The organism is Acinetobacter sp. 16 (genome assembly GCF_033439925.1).
Taxonomy (GTDB): domain Bacteria; phylum Pseudomonadota; class Gammaproteobacteria; order Pseudomonadales; family Moraxellaceae; genus Acinetobacter; species Acinetobacter junii.
The window spans coordinates 3,066,686-3,090,207 of record NZ_CP137746.1 but is presented as its reverse complement, the minus strand read 5'-3'; the positions used below and the strand labels follow the sequence as shown (position 1 = coordinate 3,090,207).

At 38.7% G+C, this 23,522-nt stretch carries 25 protein-coding genes; 16 read left to right on the top strand and 9 right to left on the bottom strand.

What is annotated here, in order from left to right; all coding sequences use genetic code 11:
- Nucleotides 1–26: 26 nt before the first annotated feature.
- Entirely contained in the window at nucleotides 27–1,052 is a 1,026-nt protein-coding gene (locus R2H34_RS15015; protein ID WP_318342332.1) for a glycosyltransferase family 4 protein, read from the bottom strand.
- Between the two features lie 99 nt (nucleotides 1,053–1,151).
- Here R2H34_RS15015 and R2H34_RS15010 point away from each other — a divergent pair, with 99 nt between their 5' ends.
- Together R2H34_RS15010 and R2H34_RS15005 are read left to right on the top strand one after the other, a co-directional pair.
- Nucleotides 1,152–2,165, top strand: a complete 1,014-nt coding sequence (locus tag R2H34_RS15010) for a mannose-1-phosphate guanylyltransferase/mannose-6-phosphate isomerase (RefSeq protein ID WP_318342331.1) — start codon at nucleotides 1,152–1,154, stop codon at nucleotides 2,163–2,165.
- 54 nt (nucleotides 2,166–2,219) lie between these two features.
- On the top strand, nucleotides 2,220–2,576 hold the full coding sequence (locus tag R2H34_RS15005; RefSeq protein ID WP_318342330.1) for a cupin domain-containing protein: 357 nt from the start codon (nucleotides 2,220–2,222) through the stop codon (nucleotides 2,574–2,576).
- On the opposite strand, the gene R2H34_RS15000 is transcribed toward R2H34_RS15005, so the two are convergent.
- Nucleotides 2,573–3,709 carry a glycosyltransferase family 4 protein gene (locus R2H34_RS15000; protein ID WP_318342329.1) on the bottom strand — a complete coding sequence of 379 codons (1,137 nt, stop codon included), beginning with the start codon at nucleotides 3,707–3,709 and terminating at the stop codon, nucleotides 2,573–2,575. The genes R2H34_RS15005 and R2H34_RS15000 overlap by 4 nt on opposite strands.
- 219 nt (nucleotides 3,710–3,928) lie before the next feature.
- Here R2H34_RS15000 and R2H34_RS14995 point away from each other — a divergent pair, with 219 nt between their 5' ends.
- Nucleotides 3,929–4,384 carry a pilin gene (locus tag R2H34_RS14995; RefSeq protein ID WP_318342328.1) on the top strand — a complete coding sequence of 152 codons (456 nt, stop codon included), beginning with the start codon at nucleotides 3,929–3,931 and terminating at the stop codon, nucleotides 4,382–4,384.
- On the opposite strand, the gene tviB is transcribed toward R2H34_RS14995, so the two are convergent.
- Complete coding sequence (tviB, locus tag R2H34_RS14990) at nucleotides 4,385–5,656, bottom strand: Vi polysaccharide biosynthesis UDP-N-acetylglucosamine C-6 dehydrogenase TviB (protein WP_318342327.1); 1,272 nt, start codon at nucleotides 5,654–5,656, stop codon at nucleotides 4,385–4,387.
- Nucleotides 5,657–6,013: 357 nt separating this feature from the next.
- Between tviB and R2H34_RS14985 the strand changes: the two genes are divergently transcribed.
- The gene (locus R2H34_RS14985) at nucleotides 6,014–7,645 is read left to right on the top strand and encodes a PglL family O-oligosaccharyltransferase (protein WP_318342565.1); all 1,632 of its coding nucleotides are present in this window, start codon (nucleotides 6,014–6,016) and stop codon (nucleotides 7,643–7,645) included.
- 49 nt (nucleotides 7,646–7,694) lie between these two features.
- On the opposite strand, the gene bfr is transcribed toward R2H34_RS14985, so the two are convergent.
- From bfr to gmk, 6 genes are all read right to left on the bottom strand, one after another.
- Nucleotides 7,695–8,159, bottom strand: coding sequence for a heteropolymeric bacterioferritin subunit Bfr (bfr, locus tag R2H34_RS14980; RefSeq protein ID WP_004909585.1), 465 nt, complete (start codon nucleotides 8,157–8,159; stop codon nucleotides 7,695–7,697).
- Nucleotides 8,160–8,383: 224 nt separating this feature from the next.
- The gene (locus R2H34_RS14975; protein WP_004909583.1) at nucleotides 8,384–8,578 is read right to left on the bottom strand and encodes a bacterioferritin-associated ferredoxin; all 195 of its coding nucleotides are present in this window, start codon (nucleotides 8,576–8,578) and stop codon (nucleotides 8,384–8,386) included.
- 216 nt (nucleotides 8,579–8,794) lie between these two features.
- The gene (locus tag R2H34_RS14970; protein WP_004909581.1) at nucleotides 8,795–9,178 is read right to left on the bottom strand and encodes a RidA family protein; all 384 of its coding nucleotides are present in this window, start codon (nucleotides 9,176–9,178) and stop codon (nucleotides 8,795–8,797) included.
- A 139-nt stretch (nucleotides 9,179–9,317) separates the two neighbouring features.
- The gene (locus R2H34_RS14965) at nucleotides 9,318–11,423 is read right to left on the bottom strand and encodes a RelA/SpoT family protein (RefSeq protein WP_234856544.1); all 2,106 of its coding nucleotides are present in this window, start codon (nucleotides 11,421–11,423) and stop codon (nucleotides 9,318–9,320) included.
- A 208-nt stretch (nucleotides 11,424–11,631) separates the two neighbouring features.
- Complete coding sequence (gene rpoZ / locus R2H34_RS14960) at nucleotides 11,632–11,910, bottom strand: DNA-directed RNA polymerase subunit omega (RefSeq protein ID WP_004909577.1); 279 nt, start codon at nucleotides 11,908–11,910, stop codon at nucleotides 11,632–11,634.
- 70 nt (nucleotides 11,911–11,980) lie between these two features.
- Nucleotides 11,981–12,604, bottom strand: coding sequence for a guanylate kinase (gene gmk / locus R2H34_RS14955; RefSeq protein ID WP_004909574.1), 624 nt, complete (start codon nucleotides 12,602–12,604; stop codon nucleotides 11,981–11,983).
- Between the two features lie 102 nt (nucleotides 12,605–12,706).
- Between gmk and ispH the strand changes: the two genes are divergently transcribed.
- The 12 genes from ispH to rplS all read left to right on the top strand — a co-directional run bounded on the left by ispH (nucleotide 12,707) and on the right by rplS (nucleotide 23,488).
- On the top strand, nucleotides 12,707–13,657 hold the full coding sequence (gene ispH, locus R2H34_RS14950; RefSeq protein WP_004909571.1) for a 4-hydroxy-3-methylbut-2-enyl diphosphate reductase: 951 nt from the start codon (nucleotides 12,707–12,709) through the stop codon (nucleotides 13,655–13,657).
- Between the two features lie 140 nt (nucleotides 13,658–13,797).
- Nucleotides 13,798–14,229: a Tfp pilus assembly protein FimT/FimU gene (locus R2H34_RS14945; RefSeq protein WP_125318151.1), complete on the top strand. Its 432-nt coding sequence runs from the start codon at nucleotides 13,798–13,800 to the stop codon at nucleotides 14,227–14,229.
- A gap of 18 nt (nucleotides 14,230–14,247) precedes the next feature.
- Nucleotides 14,248–14,733 (top strand): type IV pilus modification protein PilV, encoded by a 486-nt coding sequence (pilV, locus tag R2H34_RS14940; protein ID WP_262545239.1) that lies wholly within the window; start codon nucleotides 14,248–14,250, stop codon nucleotides 14,731–14,733.
- Nucleotides 14,723–15,673 carry a PilW family protein gene (locus R2H34_RS14935; protein WP_318342326.1) on the top strand — a complete coding sequence of 317 codons (951 nt, stop codon included), beginning with the start codon at nucleotides 14,723–14,725 and terminating at the stop codon, nucleotides 15,671–15,673. The genes pilV and R2H34_RS14935 overlap by 11 nt, the downstream gene beginning before the upstream one ends.
- Nucleotides 15,670–16,356 (top strand): pilus assembly protein PilX, encoded by a 687-nt coding sequence (locus R2H34_RS14930; protein WP_318342325.1) that lies wholly within the window; start codon nucleotides 15,670–15,672, stop codon nucleotides 16,354–16,356. Before R2H34_RS14935 ends, R2H34_RS14930 begins: the two co-directional genes overlap by 4 nt.
- A gap of 17 nt (nucleotides 16,357–16,373) precedes the next feature.
- On the top strand, nucleotides 16,374–19,949 hold the full coding sequence (locus tag R2H34_RS14925) for a PilC/PilY family type IV pilus protein (protein ID WP_318342324.1): 3,576 nt from the start codon (nucleotides 16,374–16,376) through the stop codon (nucleotides 19,947–19,949).
- Nucleotides 19,950–19,959: 10 nt separating this feature from the next.
- Nucleotides 19,960–20,652: a type IV pilin protein gene (locus tag R2H34_RS14920; RefSeq protein ID WP_136695011.1), complete on the top strand. Its 693-nt coding sequence runs from the start codon at nucleotides 19,960–19,962 to the stop codon at nucleotides 20,650–20,652.
- A complete protein-coding gene (locus R2H34_RS14915) occupies nucleotides 20,652–21,077 on the top strand; it encodes a type IV pilin protein (protein ID WP_087539597.1) in 426 nt (141 codons plus the stop codon). The genes R2H34_RS14920 and R2H34_RS14915 overlap by 1 nt, the downstream gene beginning before the upstream one ends.
- Before the next feature lie 203 nt (nucleotides 21,078–21,280).
- A complete protein-coding gene (gene rpsP, locus R2H34_RS14910; protein WP_004964546.1) occupies nucleotides 21,281–21,538 on the top strand; it encodes a 30S ribosomal protein S16 in 258 nt (85 codons plus the stop codon).
- Between the two features lie 16 nt (nucleotides 21,539–21,554).
- Nucleotides 21,555–22,103, top strand: coding sequence for a ribosome maturation factor RimM (gene rimM / locus R2H34_RS14905; RefSeq protein WP_004951620.1), 549 nt, complete (start codon nucleotides 21,555–21,557; stop codon nucleotides 22,101–22,103).
- A gap of 42 nt (nucleotides 22,104–22,145) precedes the next feature.
- The gene (gene trmD, locus R2H34_RS14900; RefSeq protein ID WP_318342323.1) at nucleotides 22,146–22,886 is read left to right on the top strand and encodes a tRNA (guanosine(37)-N1)-methyltransferase TrmD; all 741 of its coding nucleotides are present in this window, start codon (nucleotides 22,146–22,148) and stop codon (nucleotides 22,884–22,886) included.
- Between the two features lie 230 nt (nucleotides 22,887–23,116).
- On the top strand, nucleotides 23,117–23,488 hold the full coding sequence (gene rplS, locus R2H34_RS14895; RefSeq protein ID WP_004660214.1) for a 50S ribosomal protein L19: 372 nt from the start codon (nucleotides 23,117–23,119) through the stop codon (nucleotides 23,486–23,488).
- Nucleotides 23,489–23,522 lie beyond the last annotated feature (34 nt).

Below are 23,522 nucleotides of genomic sequence, written 5' to 3'. Positions count from 1 at the left end.
ATAATTTTTGCGACGTAGTCCATTTATTACCTCCCTGATTTAATTTTTTTTAAGTCTAAGTTTTTGTATAATTTAATGTATTTTTCAATCATATTCAATATGCAAAAATTATTTTCAATAAATAGTTTTGATGACATGGATAAATTTTCTCTTAAATCATTTTCAAGCTTGAGTAGTTGAATTGTTTCCACAAAGGAGACAATATCATCTTGTTTACAAATTAATCCTGTTTTTTGATGTTTTACCAATTCTGGTAGTGCCGAGCTATTAGCAACCACTACAGGTAAACCGCATGCCATAGCTTCTGCTACCACTAAACCAAATCCTTCCAGTCTTGAAGGAAAAAGTAATGCATCCATTGATCTGTAAACATTTGCTAAATCTTGTGAGCTTTTTTGATATGGTAATTGTTTCATATTTGATGGGAGTTTTTCGGCAGATTTGGCTGTATAAAACAGTTCATAATCATCACCAAGCTGTTCCATTATTTTAGGTAGTAAGTCAAAACCTTTGCGAATTGAGTTATTACCTACAAACAATAGACGGAACTTTTGATTTTCTTTCTTTTCATTTCGGGGCACGGGATTAAAAATATCAAGATCTACACCATTATAAATAACTTCTATATTGGAAATATCAAAAATCTCTTTTGCACAATTAGCTGTATATTGACTAACAGTGGTTATAATAGTCGCATGCTGAATAGATTTTTTTTCAATTGGAGTAATCCATAAAAAATGGTAGAGCTTTTGCAGTTTTGTTTTATAAGCTGAAAAATTTTTATCTTGAACACAATGGTGTAATGTAGCAACAATGGGAAGATTCTTGGGGTAGAATTTTGAGGGAAGCCAAGTATTGATATGTATAATATTTGCCCATTCTGGTGCAGTAGGTGCTTTTACTAGCCATGGTAAATATTCTGCATAATGTGGCAACCAAGTAATTTCAGCCCGAATCTCATTTTTATTCAATGCTATTACGAGTTGTTCTGTGAATTTATCTGAGCCGCTATTGGTTCTGACTGTAGGAAACCAGATTGCAGGTGTTGTCATAAGTGCGTCCAAGAAGAGCAAAGATAAAATTCGTGATATCATTTTACTAATAAATGATTATATTTAATATATTTCAATGTGTTTAGAAAGGAAATACACATGATTGTTCCAGTCATTTTAGCTGGCGGGGCAGGTACACGTTTGTGGCCACTTTCACGTCAAGCTTACCCAAAGCAGTTTTTAAAACTTGTAGATGAAAGTTACACAATGCTACAAATAACTTTAAAACGTTTAGAGAATTTACCAAAGCCAATAGCACCACCGATTATTGTATGCAATGAAGAGCATAGATTTATTGTTGCTGAGCAGCTTCGACAGTTAAATATTCAAAATGCTTCAATTATTTTAGAACCTTGCGCAAAAAATACTGCTCCAGCAATAGCGTTAGCCGCTTTACTGGGACTCGAACTCTATCCAGAGCATGACACTATCTTACTTGTCTTAGCTGCAGATCATTTTATTGCTGATATTGAATGCTTCGAAAAGTGTGTTAAAAATGCCTATCATTATGCAAAGCAAAACGATTTAGCTATTTTTGGGGTAGTTCCTACAGAAGCAAATACTGGTTACGGCTATATACAATTGGGAGATGAAATTAAGAAGAACGATGTTTATAAACTTAAACAGTTTGTTGAAAAACCTGATCGTTCAACGGCAGAAAAGTACTTATCCACGAGTCAATATCTGTGGAATAGTGGTATGTTTATGTTTAGATCTATTGTCATTCTTGAAGAGCTTAAAAAATATCAAGGTGAAATTTATCAAATTTGTGAGCTAGCATGGCAGAGTAAAAAACAAGATATGGACTTTATCCGTATTAATGCTGATATATTCCAACAATGTTTAGATGAATCAATAGATTATGCAGTCATGGAACATACCCAAAATGGTGTAATTGTAAGTTTAAATGCTGGTTGGAATGATTTAGGTACATGGTCATCTTTGTGGCAGTCCAATCAAAAGGATGAGCAAGAGAATGTGATTTTTGGTGATGTATTAGTTGAGCAGAGCTATCATAATTATATCCATTCGTCTTCACGTTTAATTTCCGTATTAGGTGTTGAGAATCTTATTATTGTAGAAACAAAAGATGCGATATTAATTTGCCATTAAGATAAATCTCAAGAAATTAAGGACATAGTACAGCGGTTAAAAAAGACCCAAAGGGTGGAATTATTACAGCATAAGGAGGTAGTTCGGCCTTGGGGTAAATATGATTGTATTGATATAGGAGAGCGTTATCAGGTTAAAAGAATTACTGTTCAACCTAAAGCGAAATTATCTTTGCAATTACATCACCATCGTGCAGAACATTGGATTGTTGTGAAAGGTACAGCGAAAGTAGTTAAAGGTGAGGAACAATATTTTATTTCAGAGAATGAATCTACTTTTATTCCATTGGGGACAGCACATAGTTTAGAAAATCCAGGCTCTATTCCATTGGAGTTGATTGAAGTACAGTCAGGCTCTTACCTAGGCGAGGATGATATTATTCGCTTCAAGGACGAGTATGGGCGAACCTAATCATTTAATAAATTAGAGAATTTAACTCTCATGTTGTTCCATGAGAATTTCTCTGCGTAATTTTGGCACGTACCTCGGTCTATTGATGTCTTGTTCTGCAGAAATTGTATAACAGCATTACTGAGTTCTTGATAATTATTACTCTCAATTAAAAACCCACTCTTTTGTTGTTCCACGGCATCTATTACACCACCTGTAGCAAAGCCAATTGTAGGAATTCCATGTGTTGCAGCCTCTATTGCGACCATACCAAAGCCTTCAGGGTCATTTGCTATGTGTTTAACGGGAAAAATATGAATAGAGGATAAATAAAATAGGCTAGAAAGCTCTTGATCTGTAACTTTTCCTGCAAAACATAGATGTTGGTCTATGTTATGAGTTTGAGCTATTTTAATGAGTTGATTTCGGGTTTGCATATTCTTATTCAGAGCATGATTGGCTGAATCACCGACAATGAGCAAGATTACGTTTGGATTATTTTTCACAATTTGAGGTAAAGAAAATTTTATGAATTCACTTAAACCTTTGCGTTCTGTTAGGCGTCCGACAGAAAGGAGAATTTTTTTGTTATTAAGATTTAATTTCTCTTTCATTTCTTGCATAACTGTATGATTTTGAATTTTTGCTGGAAATGTTACACCAGGGTGAATTATAGATATTTTCATAGATGGAATATTTTTTTTTATGCATAAATCACGAGTAGGTGAACTATTTGTAATAATATGATTTGCAGCCCCTATGAATGGTGTCCAAACTAAATGATAAATACGACTATCATTTTTTATATCTAAACCATGTATATAAACTAAACTTTTTTTTCTAAAAAACTTTGCCCAAAAAACTGTAATTGGAGCTGTTAAACCACTGCCTGCAAATAAAATATCTGGGCGTTGGGTTAAGCATATCCAGAATGTTTTGATAAAAGCCAATATAAGAAAAAGAGGAAGTGGATCTAATGTGACTCCATAAAATGTGGATTTTGATGGCGCGATTGTTCTTGCTTTGGTATGGCTAATAAGCAGAACATCATGATCCTTAGATAGTTCATCTGCTATATGCCAATTTAAGCGTTCCATTCCCCCAATTAATGGAGGAAGATTGCGGGTCACGATCAATATTTTTTTCTTAGACATGATTTTAAGAGATTATAAGCTCTTCTAGAGTGTATATGATTTGAAGTTCTTTCGTTAAATTTTTATTCAATAAAATTACCTTATAAGTCATCATATGACAAAATAGGTCATTCATTTGATCTTTTAATTTAACTTATATATTTGAAATTGTTTATTTTATTTAATTGGCATGATTTTTGAAATTAAGCTCCCATAATTACATTTTTAGGGAGGAAAGTCATGATTGGTGCGAAAGGATTTACACTCATTGAATTGATGATTGTGGTTGCGATCATTGGTATCTTGGCCGCAATAGCAATCCCTGCCTATCAAAACTATACCACACGGGCACAGGTTTCTGAGGCACTCAATATGGCAAGTGCATTTAAGTCGGAATTGATGGCAAAATACGGTGAAAGTGGAGCATGCCCTACATCACCTGTAGACTTGGGGCTAGACTCTTCTGGAACAGTGAATACTAAATATGTTCAGAGCATAAGTATTAATACAACTTATTCAGGTGCGATCTGCGCTTTTGACTTTACTTTTAATAACTCAGGAATGAATGCAGGGGTTGCAGGTAAAACACTCACTTTTGCAATGATGAATTATGCTGGAAATGGATCGGCGCGTTGGGAGTGTGCTTCTTCACAAATCTCTCAAATGTACTTGCCATCTATATGTAAAGGTGCTTAGTCATAATCGCAGATGAGATTGAGAGGGCGGGAGGATATATTTTAGATCGTATAAGACAAACTTCTCTTTCCCTAATTGTTGAATGGCTTCATATCCCATATTCTTAAATTGTTGATGTCCAATCGCAAGAATAATAGCATCATAATGAGAGGTCTTAGGTGTTTGAATTGGTTCTAAACCATATTCCTTAATCACTTCTAGTGGATTTACCCAAGGATCGTATACATCCAGATTTAGATCATACTCTTTTAATGACTGTATTAGGTCGATAATTTTTGTATTTCGAATATCAGGACAATTCTCTTTAAAAGATAACCCCATTACAAGAATATTTGCTCCTACAACCTGAATTTTCTGTTTGACCATTTCCTTGATCAATTGGGTTGCAACATATTCTCCCATACGGTCATTGAGTCTTCGGGCAGCTAAAATAATTTCTGGGTGTAGACCAATTGATTGGGCTTTATGGGTGAGATAGTAGGGGTCGACACTAATGCAATGACCACCAACGAGACCTGGTCGGAATGGTAAAAAATTCCATTTTGTCGCAGCAGCCTTTAGAACTTCTTCGGTATCTATGCCGAGTTTATTAAAAATAAGTGCAAGTTCATTGATAAGGGCAATATTAACATCACGTTGAGTGTTTTCAATAACTTTAGCAGCTTCTGCAACTTTGATAGACGAAGCCTTATATGTGCCTGCTGTAATGATTTTTAAATAAATCTGGTTAATCAGTTCCGCTATTTCAGGTGTTGATCCTGAAGTGACTTTTTGAATGGTGGTAACGCTCTTGGTTTTATCGCCTGGATTGATACGTTCTGGACTATAGCCAACGAAGAAGTCTTGGTTAAATTTACACTGTGAGTTTGCTTCTAATATCGGAACGCAAATTTCTTCAGTTGCTCCTGGATAGACTGTAGACTCATAAACGACGATATCCCCTTGTTTAAGATACTTTGCAATAGTTTTTGATGCTTCAATTAATGGGCTTAGGTCTGGTTGTTTAAAGTGGTCAATCGGTGTTGGGACAGTAACAATAAAACATTGACACTCTGATAAGTCATCAGCATTCGAGCTAATCTTAATTTTAGCTAAATCATTGAGTTGATCTTGTTCTATTTCGAGTGTGGAATCTTGTTGGTTAGCCAGTTCAGTCACCCGTTTGAAATTTATATCATACCCAATTACTTGAAATTGTTTACTAAAAGCTAAAGCTAGAGGTAAGCCTACATAACCTAATCCAATGACTCCAATCTTTAAGTCATGGGTCATTATTTTTTTACTAATATTTGAATAAATATGAGAAATACTTTGATTGTTAAGGTTATTTTCCATCTTGAATAAGAGTTGAGGTTGTATTTTTGTATTTTAATACGTATATCAATGTAAAAAAACTTAAATTTTAGAAATCGCTTATTTTATTAGAGTTAATAAATTAATTTGACATTCTTATTTGCGTCTAATTTTTATATCTTATTGTAATTATTTAATAATTTATTTTACATATTTTCTAAAAAAATTATGGTGGTAAGTTTGGTCGGTAGTCATATCAGAATTTACTCATCTCTATTTAGATGATAAAAGCGCTTTACTGTATGATATGTGAGAATGCCTTTTACATACTACCCTATGCCATTTCTATGTCTCATTCTCGCTAGCCTTTTACTTAGCTTTGCCTGGCTATCACCATTTCACACCTATCCCTGGGTGACATTTTCTAGTGAGTTGGCAACTTTCGCTGCTGCGCTAACGCTATTTACGCTTTTTCTCAATCGAAATATTCAGATACCCAAACTACAACTTTATATATTGCCAGTTGCTTTTATACCATTGTTGCAATGGAGTAGTGGCTTAGTCTCTGATTTTAGTGTTGCCTTATTGAGTACAGCATATTTATTTGGTTTTTGGGTCATGGTGGTGATGGGGTATAACCTATCGTTACAATCAAGTGCTCGTGAACAGTTGATGAAACAGGTTTGTTGGCTGTTACTTATTATTGCGAGTGTGACTAGCCTGATAGCGATGGTGCAATGGCTGGGGTTTGAATCAAGTGTATATGGCATTATGCAGCTCAAAGGCAACCGCCCTTATGCTAATTTTGGGCAACCTAATAATCTCTCGACTTTTTTAGTGATGGCATTGATGGGTGGGCTTTATCTATATGAGAAAAGAAAAGCATCCTTATGGTTGCTTATTCCTTCTTCTCTAATCCTGCTATTTACCATTACATTGACGCAATCAAGAACAGCATGGATTGTTTGTATATTTTTCTTTTTTTATTGGATTTATAAACAACATAAAAATAATCCGCGATTCAACTTTCCGAAATTGCTTTTATGGACTTCATTGTATTTTGTGATTGCGGGCTATTTACTGCCATATCTGACACAATTTATGACCTCTCATTTAGATACGGGAGTGGCTCATACAGCTTCTATTGTTCAAAGAGCTGGTTCAGGACATGAAAGGTTAGGCATGTGGATGCAAATTCTGCATGCGATTGCAGAGCGTCCATGGTTTGGTTATGGCTGGAATCAAACAAGTATCGCTGTAGTCGAGAGTATTGAGTTCAATACTGTTCAAGTTTGGTTTAATAGTGCCCACAATATTATCCTTGATCTTCTAATTTGGAATGGTGTTCCGCTCGGTGTTTTGATTGTTGGATATTTATCTCTATGGTTATTATGGTTAAACAAGACGGCAAAAGATAGTACCTCAATTATCGCGATTATGATGGTTTGTGCGATTTTGATTCATGCTATGTTGGAGTTCCCGCAGCGTTATGCGTATTTTCTGTTGCCAATGGGTTTCTTGCTGGGGCTTATTCAAGCACAAACACCGCAATTAAAAGGTATTACCATTCAAAAAAATGTCGTGCGTTGTGTATGGTTGATCAGTGTCATTGTTCTTTTGTTGATCTGGCGGGATTACAAACTGTTTCAGGATAACAGTCGCCTTATCTTTAAAGGTAAACAACCTACCGAAGAAATATTGGGCAGCTCAAGAATTTTATTATTAACACAATTTCAGAAGCGTTTAGATTGGATAGCCTTAGATCCTAAAACAAGGTTTTCTGAAGCGCAGTTAAGTGAATTTGCTGAGATGGTGAAGAATAAGGCGACACCGTATAACTTGAAGAAATTTGCACAAGTATTGGTCTACAATCAGCAAAATAAGGAAGCTGAAAAATACCTTTACATACTTAATCGTTTGTATAAAAAAGATGTGAGTTTGGCTGACATTATTGAGTTAAATCAATAGTCTAAATGATAAAAAAGAGCGACATTAAGTCGCTCTTTTTTTATATGTTTTAAAGTTGGCTTTGAATATAGTTTTCAATGCCAACATTTTCAATAAGATCTAATTGAGTATCTAACCAATCCCAGTATTCTTCTTCTTTCTCTAGAATTTCTTGAACTAAATCACGTGTTACATAGTCTTGTTGCGTTTCTGATAGCTCTACAGCTTGCTTGAGTGCTTCAATATTTTCTTTAACTTTGCGAATGTCGCAATTTAAGACTTCTTCTGTGTGCTGTCCGATGTAAAGTTTGCCTAAGTGTTGCAGATTTGGTAAACCTTCAAGAAACAAGATGCGTTCAATAATCTTATCAGCATGTTTCATTTGGCGAATAGATTCTTTGTATTCAGCTGAACCTAATTTTTCAATTCCCCAATCATTGAACATACGCGAGTGTAAAAAATATTGGTTGATCGCAGTTAAATGGTGATAAAGCACCTGATTCAATTGATTAATGACTTCACGATTGCCTTTCATTGCACTTACTCCGTAAACATCCAGTAATGCCCTAATCGCTAAGGCAATTTAGATTATATTAATCAACAAATGGATTTGGCGCGAGTAATTTATTGAACGGCAAATGAAAATCACAATCAAAAGCAGATCATGTGAGTCTCATTTGCATAGGGAGGGTTAAAGAAAGAGTTAATTTTAATAGTGGTAGTTAAAGCAGGGTTATTATTAAAATATTTGAAAAGGAGTTATGCCGCGACAGAAATACGTGCTGCAATTTCAGCAAGTTCTTCATTGATAATTGAGCGAGCTTCAGGAACACAGCGACCACAACAAGTGCCTAAGTCGAGTAAATCACGAATTTCACGATAGCTTTCAGCGCCATTTGCAACAGCATCTTTGATATCTTGGTCTGTGATTCCACGGCATAAACAAACATACATGGGAGTGATCCACAAATATTAATGCGATAATTGATATTATTGATAATTATTATCGTTTGTCAATGAATTTCATTCTAATAGTGAATATATTCTTATTGAGAATTTGAATAAAAAAAGATCATTTGAGAGGAAATCCGAGTTATACACGGAATTCCTCTCGAGATTGATGACCAATTAAAAATGAAATTTATTAATTAAGTATTTAATTTTTATAGATTATTGGTTAATGATAACGATGCCATCCATTTCAACCAATGCACCTTTGGGAAGGCTAGCAACCCCCAATGCTGCTCGAGCAGGGTAAGGTTGTGCAAAGTATTCGCCCATGATTTGATTCACAAGTTGGAAATGAGATAAATCTGTAAGGAAAATATTGAGTTTTGCGATATCTGCTAAGCTTCCGCCCGCTGCAGCACATACAGCTTTTAGGTTGTCAAATACTCTACGAATTTGAGCTTCGATTCCATCCACAAGTTCCATACTATAAGGGTCTAAGCCAATTTGGCCTGAAAGGTAAAGCGTATTACCGACTAAAATTGCTTGAGAATACGTTCCGATCGCAGCTGGCGCATGTTCAGTATGAATTACTTGACGTGACATTAAGCTCTCCTATGTCGTTTTTATCATAAAACAATGTGACTTTAACACAAATGATCGCCCACGAAACTGCCTACGACTGCGGAGTCGCAGTCGATTATTGTCATGATTTATATCTGCTAGTGAGGATAAGTGTTAGATTTTATGCTTTGGCAATTTCAGTTTGCACAATTGGCATATTGAGGCGTTCTATTCGAGGGAATCCAAAATGCATGCGTAAATCACGGATAATTTGCGCGATCTGATTACGGTTACTGACGACTATATTGACGTAAGTTTTATGATCTTGTGATTCCACCATTTCTACGCCTGTTTTAGCTTTTCGGCACTGGTAGATCAGATCAGAAATTTGTTCATCATTCATCATCATATGAATGCATAGATAGGCACTAAAACGAACATCATCAACTTCTTCAGCTTGCCAATGTAGGGGCATAATATTTTCAGGATGAAGATGCTGCTCATGTAGTAAATTACGACAGCGTGAACGATGGACGATTAATCCTCTTCGAGATAAATGCCCTTGAATTGGATCACCGAGAACAGGATTACAACAGTGTGCATATTTGACATCGACACCTTCTGTGCCTGAGATCAAACGGTCTGATGTTGCTTGGTGCTGTGTATGATGATCTTGTGCAAACAAATGGTTAGCAACTAGTTGAGGCAATAAGTCGCCCACTGCAATTTGCTCAAACAAGGTATCTTTGCTACTTAAATGACGCCACTCCAATACATTAATCCAATCCGTTTGAGAGAGATCGTCAATTGAGCGATGGAAGAGTTTTAATGCACGATTAAGAGCTTGTTGACCAACAAGACGTTGTTCATCTATATCTTGCTCGCGGAGCATGTTTTGGAGAGCACGTCGAGCTTTTTGCGTATTAATGAAACTCAGCCAATCTGGGTTCGGGGTGGCTAGTACATCTGTAATTATTTCAACAACCTGTCCACTGTGTAAAGGTGTTGATAAAGGACGAATTTCACCATCAACCTTTGCACCAACAGCATGATTACCTAAAAATAAGCTGGCAGAATAGGCAAAATCTACAACAGTTGCTCCCTGTGGTAGTTCATGTAACTGCCCGTGAGGTGTATATACCCAAATTTTTTCTTGATGTAAATAATCAAGCAAATCACTAAAAGTAGTTTTTGCGCATTCTCCATCAATGAGGGTGTTCAAGTTCTGCATAGAGGCTTGAATGGCTGAACGACAAGCTTGAGGCGCGTTCTCACCTAAAACCACACCAAAGCGAGCAGCTTTACGCATAAGTTCGGTTTGTATGGTGAGCGAAAGTGTAGTTTTTTCACCTTTTAATTTGATCATTAACGATTGGTTGCCACCTGGAAGTGGACGTCGGATGTGATCTTTGTATTGTAAAACTTGGAAGTTCTCTTTGAGTGCATCGACGAAGCGATCACAATCAGCAATGCTGTTTAAAATAATTTCAAAGGCATGGCTGTGGCTTAATTCATTTAAGTCTATTTCATTTTTTACAAAATGGCGTAGCAATTCAATATTATTGTTTTTCTTTTTAATACGGCCTTTTAAGTCGTATGTCTTTAATAAATCAGTTAGTTTTTGTTCCCATACTGTTTGATATTCACAGCGCTTTGGTTTTGTTGCAAGTAGGGCTGCTTGTACGTCGTTAAACATATCAAGATCAAGATTTTGATAACAGAGATGTTCCAAGTTATCAGCCATCTCATTCATACCAACCAAACGTGCCATCGGTACGAAAATATCAAAAGTTTCTTGTGCAATACGTGCTCTTTTATCGGGGCGTAAAGCATCCAAGGTCGTCATATTGTGATAACGATCGGCTAATTTAATAATAATGACACGAGGATCTTGTAAGGTTGCTTGCAGAATTTTTCGGAAAGAAGCGGCTTTGTTATATTCTTTATCACTGGAGTGGCTTAATTTTGTTACACCATCGACTAATTCGGCGACAACTATTCCAAATTTTTGTCCGATTTCATCTTTGGTAAATTCGGTATCTTCAATAACGTCATGTAATAAGGCTGCCATCAAAGTATCGGCATCCAAGCGCATATGTGCAAGTATGCAACTTACTGCTATAGGATGCAGTACATAAGGTTCACCACTTTTTCGAGTGATACCACTATGCGCTAAATCGGCAAAATCACAGGCAGCAAGCACACACTGAATTTCGCTATCTTTGAGATAGGCTTCAATGATGACTTTGAGTTGTTGCTTGGCTTGGCTGACCTCTTCGCCTGGCATAAAAAACACCTATATAACTTAAATTTCGATATTGAATTACTTAGCTTCTAATGAAAAGCATATTGATAAACTTGTCAATTTGTTCATTGGAAAAAATATGAATTTTTTTCAATTAAACCGATTGCTTTTATCAATTTGAATCCAAATTTTCAATAAACAAAAAAGCCCAGTGTCTTCACATTGGGCTTCTTTATGCGAGCAGATTTACTTAAAATGTAAATCCTTCTAAATTCAAAGAATTTGTAGACAATACCATATCAAGATTTGATGTTTGGTAGTCTTGTTCGCGTTGTTTTAAGATGTCTTTTGTTACATGACCAATCGCAATTTCACGTAATGCAACGACTGTTGGCTTGTCATTATCCCACTCAACAGTTGGTTCCATGCCTTGACGTGCCAATTGACGTGCACGTTTACTCGCTACCAGTACCAACTCGAAGCGGTTATCTACATGGTCTAAACAATCTTCAACGGTTACACGTGCCATAAATTGTCTCGTTTGAACATTACACTTGAAAAGACTAAATAGTATAAAAGGCTTTTGCTCAAGACTCAAGTTATTCGCGATTGAGTGTAATTAAGTTTTCAATCAACTTTTGATGGCGACTGCTTTGTTGCAGAGTGACTAAACGATTTGCCGTAATAATTGCTTCGAGATCATGCACAGCTTTGTTGAAATCATCATTGATAATGACATAGTCAAAACTAGCGAAATGGCGCATATCTTCAACTGCACAACTGAGGCGATGTTCGATCACATCGACTGAATCCGTACCACGGTTTGAAAGACGTTGTCTTAGGTCATACTGGGTTGGAGGGAGAATAAAAATTTGTTTTGATTCAGGGAAAAGGCGACGAACTTGTTCAGCACCTTGCCAGTCAATTTCGAGTAAAACATCGTGACCTTGTTGTAATTGTTCTTTTACTTTTGCTTGAGATGTGCCGTAATAATTACCAAATACTTCAGCGTACTCAATAAAACCACCTTGTTCTACTTGCTCTAAAAATGTTTCAGTATCAGTAAAATGATAGTGAACACCATCAAGTTCACCAGGGCGTTGTCCACGCGTAGTATGTGAGACAGAAACGTGTAGATTGCTGACTCGATCGAGTAGGGCTTTTACAAGAGATGTTTTGCCTGTTCCTGATGCCGCAGAAACGACAAACAATAGACCCGACATGATATTTTTCCTGATATGATAAAATATCTTGGCTATTGTAGTGTAGCGTGCCGTTAAACGAAATAGCTTGGCATAAATATTCAAATGATGAGAGAGGTTGTTATGGAAATCGTGTTGGCCAATCCAAGAGGTTTTTGTGCTGGTGTTGACCGTGCTATAGCGATCGTCAATCGTGCATTAGAATGTTTCAATCCACCGATCTATGTACGACATGAGGTCGTTCACAATAAATTTGTAGTCGATGATTTACGTCAAAGAGGTGCAGTGTTTGTTGATGAGCTGGACCAAGTTCCTGATGATTCAATTGTAATCTTTAGCGCTCATGGCGTATCAAAAGCCGTACAACAAGAAGCAGAACGTCGAGGTTTAAAAGTATTCGATGCTACTTGCCCGTTGGTGACCAAAGTTCATATTGAAGTCACCAAATATGCGCGTGAGGGCACCGAAGCCATTCTGATCGGGCATGAGGGGCACCCTGAGGTTGAAGGCACAATGGGTCAATATGATAAGTCTAAAGGTGGAGAGATTTATCTCGTTGAAGATGAAGATGATGTGGAAGCGTTAGTTGTAAAACACCCTGAAAAAGTTGCATTTGTAACTCAAACAACACTTTCAATCGACGATACAGCGAAAGTGATTGATGCCCTAAGAAAAAAATATCCGATGATCATGGGACCGCGTAAGGATGATATCTGTTATGCCACTCAAAATCGTCAAGATGCGGTACGTGATTTGGCGGAACAATGTGATGTAGTGTTGGTGGTAGGTTCTCCGAATTCATCCAATTCAAACCGTTTGCGTGAACTGGCTGAGCGTATGGGTAAATCAGCTTATTTGGTTGATAATGCAGAAGAACTAGAAAAAGATTGGTTTAAGTCAGACAGTAAAATTGGTGTGACGGCTGGTGCATCCGCGCCTGAAATTCTCATCAAGCAGGTCATTCAGCGTTTACAGGATTGGGGTGCGACTCCTCCGCAAGAGCTTCAAGGTCGCGAGGAAAATATTACTTTTAGCCTACCCAAAGAGTTACGAATACAAGTGATACAGGCCTAATTTGTATAGAAAAATGTGAACTTAAAACGGATGGACGACACTCCATCCGTTTTTTTATGTTACTTATCTACTTTGTATTGGTTATGTAAGAGATAAGTTTATTATTAATATAAGTAAAAGTTTTTCTTGGGTGCGGAGCGATGGGGAAAAATCGAGGATTCACCTTAATAGAATTGATGATGACAATTGCGATTGCGGCGATTATTGCAACGATGGCTGCGCCGTCTTTTATCCAAATGGTTCGGAGTAATCAATTGCGAAGCGATACCCGTGATTTTGTGGATTTATTGAGCGAAACGAGATCAGAAGCGATTTTTAAACAGAGTGATCGGATCGTAGCGTTAGATAGTAGTGTGGCAACACCTTTTAAAACTTGGGTGCCGACGCATGTCACAAAAACGAGTGGGGATAGCAGTGTGACTTTTAATCGTTTGGGGCAGACCAGTATTTCCACAAACGGACAGTGCTTTATTTTTGAACACAGTAGTGATGCTGCGTTAAAAGCATATGTGTATGTACAAAAGGGTGGAACGGTTGTTTACAACAAAGCGGCAACAAGTTGTCCGACTTGAGGGGAAGGAATAATAAAAATGATGAAACGTCAAACGGGAGTTGGGTTGGTGGAGGTGCTTGTGGCTTTAGTACTTCTAAGTATTGCTGTATTGGGGTTTGTGGCATTACAAATTAGAGCCATCACGGCTAGCAACGAAGCGACGATGAATGTTCAGGCGACTAATATTGCCCGAGATTTGGCGGAGCGGATGCGTATGAATCGGGATGGGTTGGCGGGATATGTTGCGAATACCGATACCACGAATTGCGCAACTGCATTTTGCTCCCCTGAAAATATGGCTAAATACGATTTTAGACTAGTAAGCAGCCGTGCAACTGACTTGGGTATGAGTATGGATGTGCTTAATTGTCAAGGGTCTACCTTAGTTCGAAAATGTATATATGTAGCGTGGGAAGGAACAACAGCGACCAATGGTACAAGTAGTTCTGATTGCACCAATGGTGCGGCTTATGTACCAAATGCGAAATGCATCATCATGGAGGTATATAACTATGGCTCATAAGCGATATACCTCAGGTTTCACCCTCATGGAGTTGATGATTGCTTTAGCATTAGGATTGTTAATTGTTGCCGCAGGTTTGGCGGTATTTTTGAGTAGTCAGCGTTCTTTGAGTTTACAGTCTGGCATGAGTGAGTTGCAGCAAAATGCTAATTTTGGTTTATCTTTAGTCACACATGATCTGCGTCATACCAATTTAAATACTGCCTCTTCACATAGGGTGAATAATTATAACAATGGTTCGGGGATTATTTTTAAAAAAGAAAATCTACCAACTGCATTGCAAGCAACAGCTAATTTAGAAGCTGAATTTGTTACTTTACAAAATAAGGATACTGACAACACTACTGGGGCAAGTGATCGGTTAACTATACAATATGTCCCTGCAAGCAGTGAGATTTTTAATTGTGAAGGCGTACAGGTGACGAATGCGTCCTCGAAAACCATTGTGCAGCGTTATTACGTAGCAGAAAGTCCGCAACAAGTCACGGGTGAACCGACTTCATACTCTTTGTATTGTGATGCAGCTTCTTATGAGGGTGCGGTAATGACGGGTTTGGGGACTGGCGCGCAACAAATTATGCAGCGGGTCGATGCGTTTAAAGTACGCTTAGGGGTAAAAAATCCTGCGGGTCAGTTACGCTATATGACAATTGATGATTATATTGATGCAATGGCTACTATTCGTGCTGCTTGTGCCACCCCAATAGTTGAAGATACCTGTTCAAAAACCTATTTGAATGTTGTTTCTATGGATATTGGCATTTTGTCTCGTTCTACGGGAACAATTGGTGCTAATGCAAATTTAAATACTCAAACCAGCTTTAATGTTGCGGGAACTCCAGTCACGCTTTCAGGGGATGAAGCAGTAAATAAGCGATATTTGCGTCAGGCGGTAAATCAAGTGGTCGCTATTCGTAATACTTTGGGAGCATCATCATGAAACAACAAAAAGGTGCAACACTCATTACGGTATTGGTCATTTTGGTCATTGTCACCTTACTTGGCACAATTGCGGTAAAAATGGGGATTGTGGGCTTAAAAATTGCAACCAATAGTCAGGTGAATGCGTTGTTGTTAGAAAACTCCGATTCAGCGTTGTTTAATATTGAAAACCCTGCTGAGGTTGAAAGACAATTGGCTCTGGATGGTATGTTTGCTTATTTTAACTCGTCTGCCAATGCAAATGACGAATTGGTATTTTGCTATCGCGCATCGGAAAATTCTTTCTTTAAATTATCTAAAGCTAGCGCGATTACAGAGGATGGATCAACGCTCAAGATTGGTGTTGATGGCTTTTGTAAAGCCAATCAATTTGCAATGGGGCGTTCAGCAGTGCTGTCACAAGTGTATTTAACCAAAAATGCAACAACCTCTACACCATTTGGTGGTGTGCCAAAAGGAACAAGTCTTGGACAAAGTAATGTGCCGGTAACCATGCATAATATCGGGGCGACTGTCATTTCAGTCTTACCAAGTTTTGCAGGTGCGACTACTACGCAAATAGAGAACTGTTTTAAGCAGCGGGCTTCGGCCGTGGGGGCATGTTTTGATGGGTTAGGTATTCCCTATAACATGCAGCATTCGGACTATACCGTTGGCGGTCAGCCGAAGTTGGTATCGTAAAGAAAGAGGATTAAAAAATGAAAACATTAAATTCAAGAAATATACTTTCTACGGCAGTCTCGGCGCTGATGACGATGATGGTCTGTAGTAGTGTCTCCCGGGCGAGTGATATCGATATCTATCAAAATGCTCAGCCAACCACGATTACCTTGATGATGCTGATCGATATCTCAGGGAGTATGGATTATAAGTCTCATGGCGGTGGTTCAGCTTGTGATCCAGGTGGTAAGCCTAGTTCGCCACTATATACATACGATAAATCAAATACTCATACTGATGTGCCTGTGTATCGACGACAATTTTGTGGTACTGCTGACGCACCACGCTTTGATAGAATTACCCGTGTCAAAGATGGCATGATGGATTTGTTATTTGGTAACGAGAGCAAAGGAATTTCCGCATTGTCTGGCGATAAACTTATTGGTTTATCTACCATTGGTTGGGTTAGAGATCCTCTGTTAATTGACCTAAAAAATAGTGGCAAGCTACTTTGGGATGGGACAACAGGTACTTCTCCTATGACCGATAGTGGGAATATGGACAAGCTAAAAAAAGGAGCTAGCAATACTTATAAAGATGAAAGGGGCGGTACAGCTTCAGACTGGGAAAATTATGGCAGTATTGTGGTGCCGGCACGACGACTTGATGAAACGCTTACAATAAATGGTGTCTCCATAACGCAGCGAAAGTATTTGGCGCAAAAAGTTGCCGAGCTAGCTGCGGTGACTAATACACCTACAGCCTCAGCATATGCAGAGACGGCTGCCTATCTGCTTGGTACATCGACGAAGATGAGTGGAGGTTATTTTGGCTTTGAGTCTTCAAATGAGAATGCTAAAAATGGGGATAACTATGTAGCACCCGCATCAATGACGCAGACAGAAGACCAAAAGCAGTGTCATGGACAAGGGATTTATGTACTTACAGATGGAGAGCCTTATGATTATACGATGAAATTTAATGACTTGGCAAAACTGGCGTTAAATTCGTCTGATAAAGTTTGCAATTCACCAAATAATAGTCAAGATGTGTGGGGTTGTATCAACAATTTAGCAGGTGCCTTGTTAGATCCAAACAAGAATCCAAAAGGGGTAAAGATTAAAACCGCCGTTGTAGGTTTTGGAAATAGTTTTAATGCTATTGAATCTTATGATCCTACAAAAACTAAAGCTGAGAATCTTGCTGCGGTTGGTAGTGATAGTTCAGCGGTAAAAAATGCTGCAAGATGGGGAATTAATGCTGAAGGGGGGTGGTATTCAGGGAGGAATACGGAAGATGTTGTAAATAGTGTGCAACAGTTTTTAGGACAAATCGAAGTTGAAATTCCTGCGGTAGCAACGGGTTCTCCAACCCTTCCTCAAGATGCTTTGAATCCATTGCGTATCCAACCTTATGGTTATTACGCTTCATTTGTGCCGAAACCGCAGGAATCGACCCAGCTTTGGGTTGGGAATATGAATAAATATCATATTTTTAACGGTGAACTATATAATGCAAGCAAAACTATTCGCTTAATTAAGGCAGATGGTTCGCTTGACGCAGCCGCCAAAGGGCTTTGGACTGACGAGGGCATGAAAGGACAATTGCCCTTAGGCATAGGCACTAATGCTGCGAATGAGCAAGTTGCAAACCGTACTATTTATACCAATCGTGAAATTACAGGTACTGCGGCTCCGTATGCAGCAAGTGAAATCGGTTCACTGAAAAAAGTCAATGTGGCGACGCTATTTGGTACAGGTAGCACGGCATTGTTTGTGAACGACCCAGATAAAAATTATTGGTTGAACTTGCTTGGTTACAATGTTGCTGAAACAGGAACGGTGACTTTAGCCGATCTTATAACCAAACCTGAACTGCGTCAGGTCGGTTCGGTCATGCACTCAACCCCTATCTTGCTGACCCAGTCAGGCAAAATTTCATACACTTCGGGCACCATTGACACCACTGATCGTGACGATTACTTATTATTCGGTAGTACACAAGGATTATTGCATGTCGTACGGGCAGGCAAAAATGCAACTGATGCTGATCGTGGTAAGGAAGTATTTACTTTTGTACCTCACGAAATGATGAGAGACCAAAAGACTGCATTCCTGAAAGAAGATAGCACTACTGGTGGCTCGGCGAATCTGTTTTATGGTATTGATGCACCGTGGACGGCTTATACCCAGTATGTTGCAAAAGCAGATGGAACATTGACCGTGAACGACTCAGGTCGTGTTGCACAAAATGCCAGTGGTGATGATATTGCCATTAAAGGCTTGCAGTGGGTCTATGGTGGTTTACGTATGGGAGGCAAAAGTTATTACGCCTTGAATTTATCTGACTTAGATAATCCAGAGCTCAAATTTCACATCGACCCAGCCAACTCAAAAATTTATAAATCAAGTTCCACAACCACAGGTGTAACCGCTCTAAGCTATATGGGACAAAGCTGGTCTAAACCGACCATTGCTTATGTGAATTTTGGTGGAGTGAAAAAACTAGTCATGTTTGTGGGTGGGGGTTATGACGCAGGTTATGAAAATGCGGCTTATGACCAAAATACCACCACAGGCGGTGGTGCGGGCGTATATATGTTTGATGCCAATAATGGCGACTTACTGTGGTGGACGAGTGCCAATGCAACAGCAGCAGGTGGAGCAGAAGCATTTACCAATGCAAGTGCAGCTACTATTAACATGAAATACAGTGTTGTCAGTCAGATCAATGCCATTGATCGTGATAGTGATGGTTTGGTAGATAACTTATACTTTGGTGATTTGGGTGGACAGGCGTTCCGTGTTGACCTAAATAATGCAGCAACAGGTACGACTGCAAGTGATAAAAAAGCCAATTTTGCGAAACGTGTCGTTCGTTTATTTAGTGAAAATGTAACCACTGGTGCAAGTCCAAGATTCTACGAAATGCCAAGTGTTTCGATTCACGAAGACAATGGTTATGTTGCAGCCGTTGCATTTAGTTCAGGGAATCGTAGTTCTCCATTAGTTGGAGCAGTCGCAGCATCAGGTAGAAACAATCAGGCAGGATCCACGGTTAGTGCAGCGGACGGTGTATTTGTCGTTTATGATAAAGACGTTGCAAAAACAGATCTTTATGCTTCTCCTACATTAACGACACAAAATATTAGCTTTAGTTCTTTAAATACAAATATTAGTACAGGCGTTCCAGTTACTGGTAATAATGGTTGGAAATATATTTATTCGAATACAGCTGGTGTCTATAAAGGGATGAATGAGCTGTATGCCTTAGATGGCATGTTGTATGTCAATGTGTTTCATCGTGATGGTACAGGTATTGGTGGTTCGTGTGGTGCAGGTGTCAAAGGTGACAGCTATGTCTATCAGTTCTGTTTGCCTACAGGAAAATGTCCATTTAATACAACCACATCTGGGGTGCCGAATCGCGTAAAACTGGGTGCGGGTATTTTGGGTGCTGGTTTAGGTCAAGGACGTAGTAGTGCCAATAATACTGGGTTGATTGTAAACCGCCCTAACACGCTCAATTGTACCACTACCCCAAATTTACCTGAATGTCAGGAGTTTACCACCACAGCGAAACTTAGACAGTTACGTTGGTATGAAACTCGTTAAGGGGTAAATCATGAAAAAATACTTTGCTAGGGTGGTTTTTTTGCAGAGGTCGAATATAGTTGCGAACTCTGCTTGTGAGTTAAAAACTTGCAAGCAGGGATTCGCCCGCCTCAACCGCAATGCTGGATTTACACTTATTGAACTGATGATTGTTATCGTGGTTATGGCAGTTCTTGCTGCCATCGCTTATCCTAATTATACGCAATACATGGAAAGACGAGATTTGGCAATCGCGAGACAAGAAGCCTTGCGTATTGCTGCAGAGCTTGAACGGTTTAAATCAAGGAATTTTGGTTATAAAGGTTTCGATGCTAGTTATTTGTATGTATATACAGAGACGGATGCTGATGGAAATCCTACAACTGCCAGTTATTATAATAAAACGACGGGTCAATTGCTGTTACCACTAGGCTCAACGAGTTCCACTGCGAAATATACGTTGACATTGGTGAATGGAGGAACAGGACATAAGCCCTTAACGATTGTTAAAGGATCTGATGGTCAAGAAACAGCAGATTCGGCGAGTGTGAACGGTTTGAGTTGGGTAATGTCGCTAGAGCGGGCTAAGGATAGTGATGGTGAGCCAAAACAGCCACGTAATTACGATCTGCTTTTAAGCAATACAGGTATACGTTGTATGACAAAAGTCAAAGATGTAGTGACAGGTTATGCAAATTGCGGCAGTTATAGCGAGTCATGGTAATGAAAAAATACTCTTTAGCATTTACTTTAATTGAATTAATGATTGTTGTCGCAATTATTGGCATCTTGGCAGCAATTGCTTATCCATCTTACACACAGTACAAAATCCGTACCAATCGGGCAGATGTGCAAAGTGAAATGATGCAAATAGCCCAACGGTTACAGAGTTATTATGTCATCAATCATAATTATACCAACGCAAGATTGGACAATGGCACAGTGAGTAAAGCCTATCCTGCTTCAGGAAGTGTATATACCATCACCCTTGCGCCACTCGATCAAACTTGGACGCTTACGGCAGTCCCAACCCCGAGTACAGTTCAAGATGGCAATGGAGCAGTGGTGCTAAATAGCCAAGGACAAAAATGTTGGGAGAAAGGAACGACATGCAGTGTTTCTGCTTCTTCAAATTGGGAAAGTCGTTAATTCTCGTTTGATGAAGTCTCTTAAAAGAGCATTCCTAGATGCCCTTTTTTGTAAAAAATCCAAATTCAAAACTGTGGATAAATCTAAATTATTCTTCCTTTTAGCATAAAATTAACGTAAAATACCGCCCTCTATGAAAGGGGTTTGAAGTGCTGCCGATGGTCGGCGCAGGGATAATCCGTAAAAATTATAAGGTTGTTCTCATGGTTGTTATTCGTTTAGCGCGCGGTGGTGCAAAAAAACGTCCATTCTACCAAATCATCGTTACTGATAGCCGTAATGCACGTGATGGTCGTTTCATCGAACGTATTGGTTTCTTTAACCCAACTGCACAAGGTAAAGCTGAAAAAGTTCGTTTAGACGCTGACCGTTTTGCTCACTGGGTTGCTCAAGGTGCTCAACCTTCAGAACGCGTTGCTTCTTTAGCTGCTCAAGCTAAGAAAGCTGCAGCTACTGCTTAAGGGTAGTAGATAACCCATGACATCAATACAGAATGTGCCAGAAGATCGAATTCAGATTGGACAGTTACGTTCAGCGTATGGATTGAATGGGTGGCTCTGGGTTTACTCAAATACTGAACCTATGAGTAATATGTTTGACTACCTTCCTTGGTACATCGAGACTAAGGCAGGTTGGCAAACTATAGATGTAAAACGTTGGAAACCTCATGGCAAAGGCTTAGTTGTTGCATTAAAAGGTGTGAATGATCGCACAGGTGCAGAAAACTTAGTCGGTGCAAATATCTGGATTGCCAAATCTCAGCTTCCTAAAGCTGATGTAGATGAATATTACTGGTCAGATCTTAAAGGTCTAACAGTATTAGGTCTTGGTGATGATGAGCAAGAAGTAAATCTTGGTCAAATCTTTGAATTATTTGAGACAGGTGCCAATGATGTCATGGTAGTCAAAGCGACTGCTGACAGTATTGATGCTGAAGAACGAATGATTCCTTGGCATAAAGATGTAGTACAACGTGTTGATCTTGAAGCTGGTCGTATTTACGTTAATTGGGGCGTAGATTACTAATCCTCAATGGATTGTAACGCAGCAGGAATAGAGGAGTCTGCGATGTTTTTTGCAGTCATCACATTATTTCCTGAAATGTTTGAAGCAATTACGGCATATGGCATTAGCGGAAGAGCAACAAAAAAAAATATTGTGAAAATCACTTGCATAAATCCAAGAGATTTTGCAGAGGGCAACTACAAACGAGTGGATGAGCGTCCTTTCGGTGGTGGTCCTGGTATGGTCATGATGGCTGAGCCTTTGGCAAAAGCAATTACCCATGCTAAACAACTTGCAATACAAGCAGGCTGTGTTCAAGCGCCAGTGGTGTATATGTCACCGCAAGGCAAAACCTTAAATGAACAAGCAGTGCAACAATTCGTTGATTATGATGGATTGATTGTATTATGTGGTCGTTATGAAGGTGTAGATGAACGTTTAATCCAGCATTATGTTGATCAAGAGTGGTCAATTGGGGATTACGTATTATCTGGTGGTGAACTACCTGCGATGGTGTTGCTTGATAGTATTATTCGCCGTTTGCCGAATGTTATGTCTGACGAGCAATCAGCGATCCAAGATTCTTTTGTGGATGGTTTATTAGACTGTCCGCAATATACAAAACCTGACCATTTTGAAGGGTTGGATGTGCCTGAGGTACTTAAATCAGGACATCATGCCAATATCGAAAAATGGCGTTTTTTGCAGCGTTATCAGCGTACTTTAGATCGACGACCAGAGTTGGTTGAAAAAGTAGAATTGACTAAGCAGCAAATAAAATGGTTAAAAAATTCACAAGGATAAATGCAAATCTAAATATGCTTTAGATATGTGGCTCATAAGTATGATTTATCTTTGTTCCAGACGAGAAGCATTGCTTCGAGTTGCTACTTAAACTTAGTTTAAGTTGAAAAATAGGCTCTTTAGGGCAATTTTGCTTTAAAGGGAAAGTTAAACGAGAGATATGCGCTTTAGCCTCTATCCTCAGCGGTGTAAGAGACCTCTTCTCTCCCGCACATATTGGAGATTCCACAATGAGTGGTAAACATCCTTTAGTTCAAGCTGTTGAAAATGCACAGTTAAAAACTGATATCCCTGCTTTTGCTCCTGGTGACACTGTTATCGTTCAAGTTAAAGTAAAAGAGGGTGATCGTGAGCGTCTTCAAGCATTTGAAGGTGTTGTAATCGCGAAGAAAAACCGTGGTTTAAACTCTGCTTTCACAGTTCGTAAAATTTCTAGCGGTGTTGGTGTTGAGCGTGTTTTCCAAACTCACTCTCCAATCGTTGCTAAAATCGAAGTGAAACGTCGTGGTGACGTTCGTCGTGCTAAACTTTACTACCTACGCGAGTTGTCTGGTAAAGCTGCACGTATTCGTGAAAAGTTACCAGCTCGTAAACAAGGTTAATTTTAACTTTGTTGTAAAGCAAAAAAATGCGCCT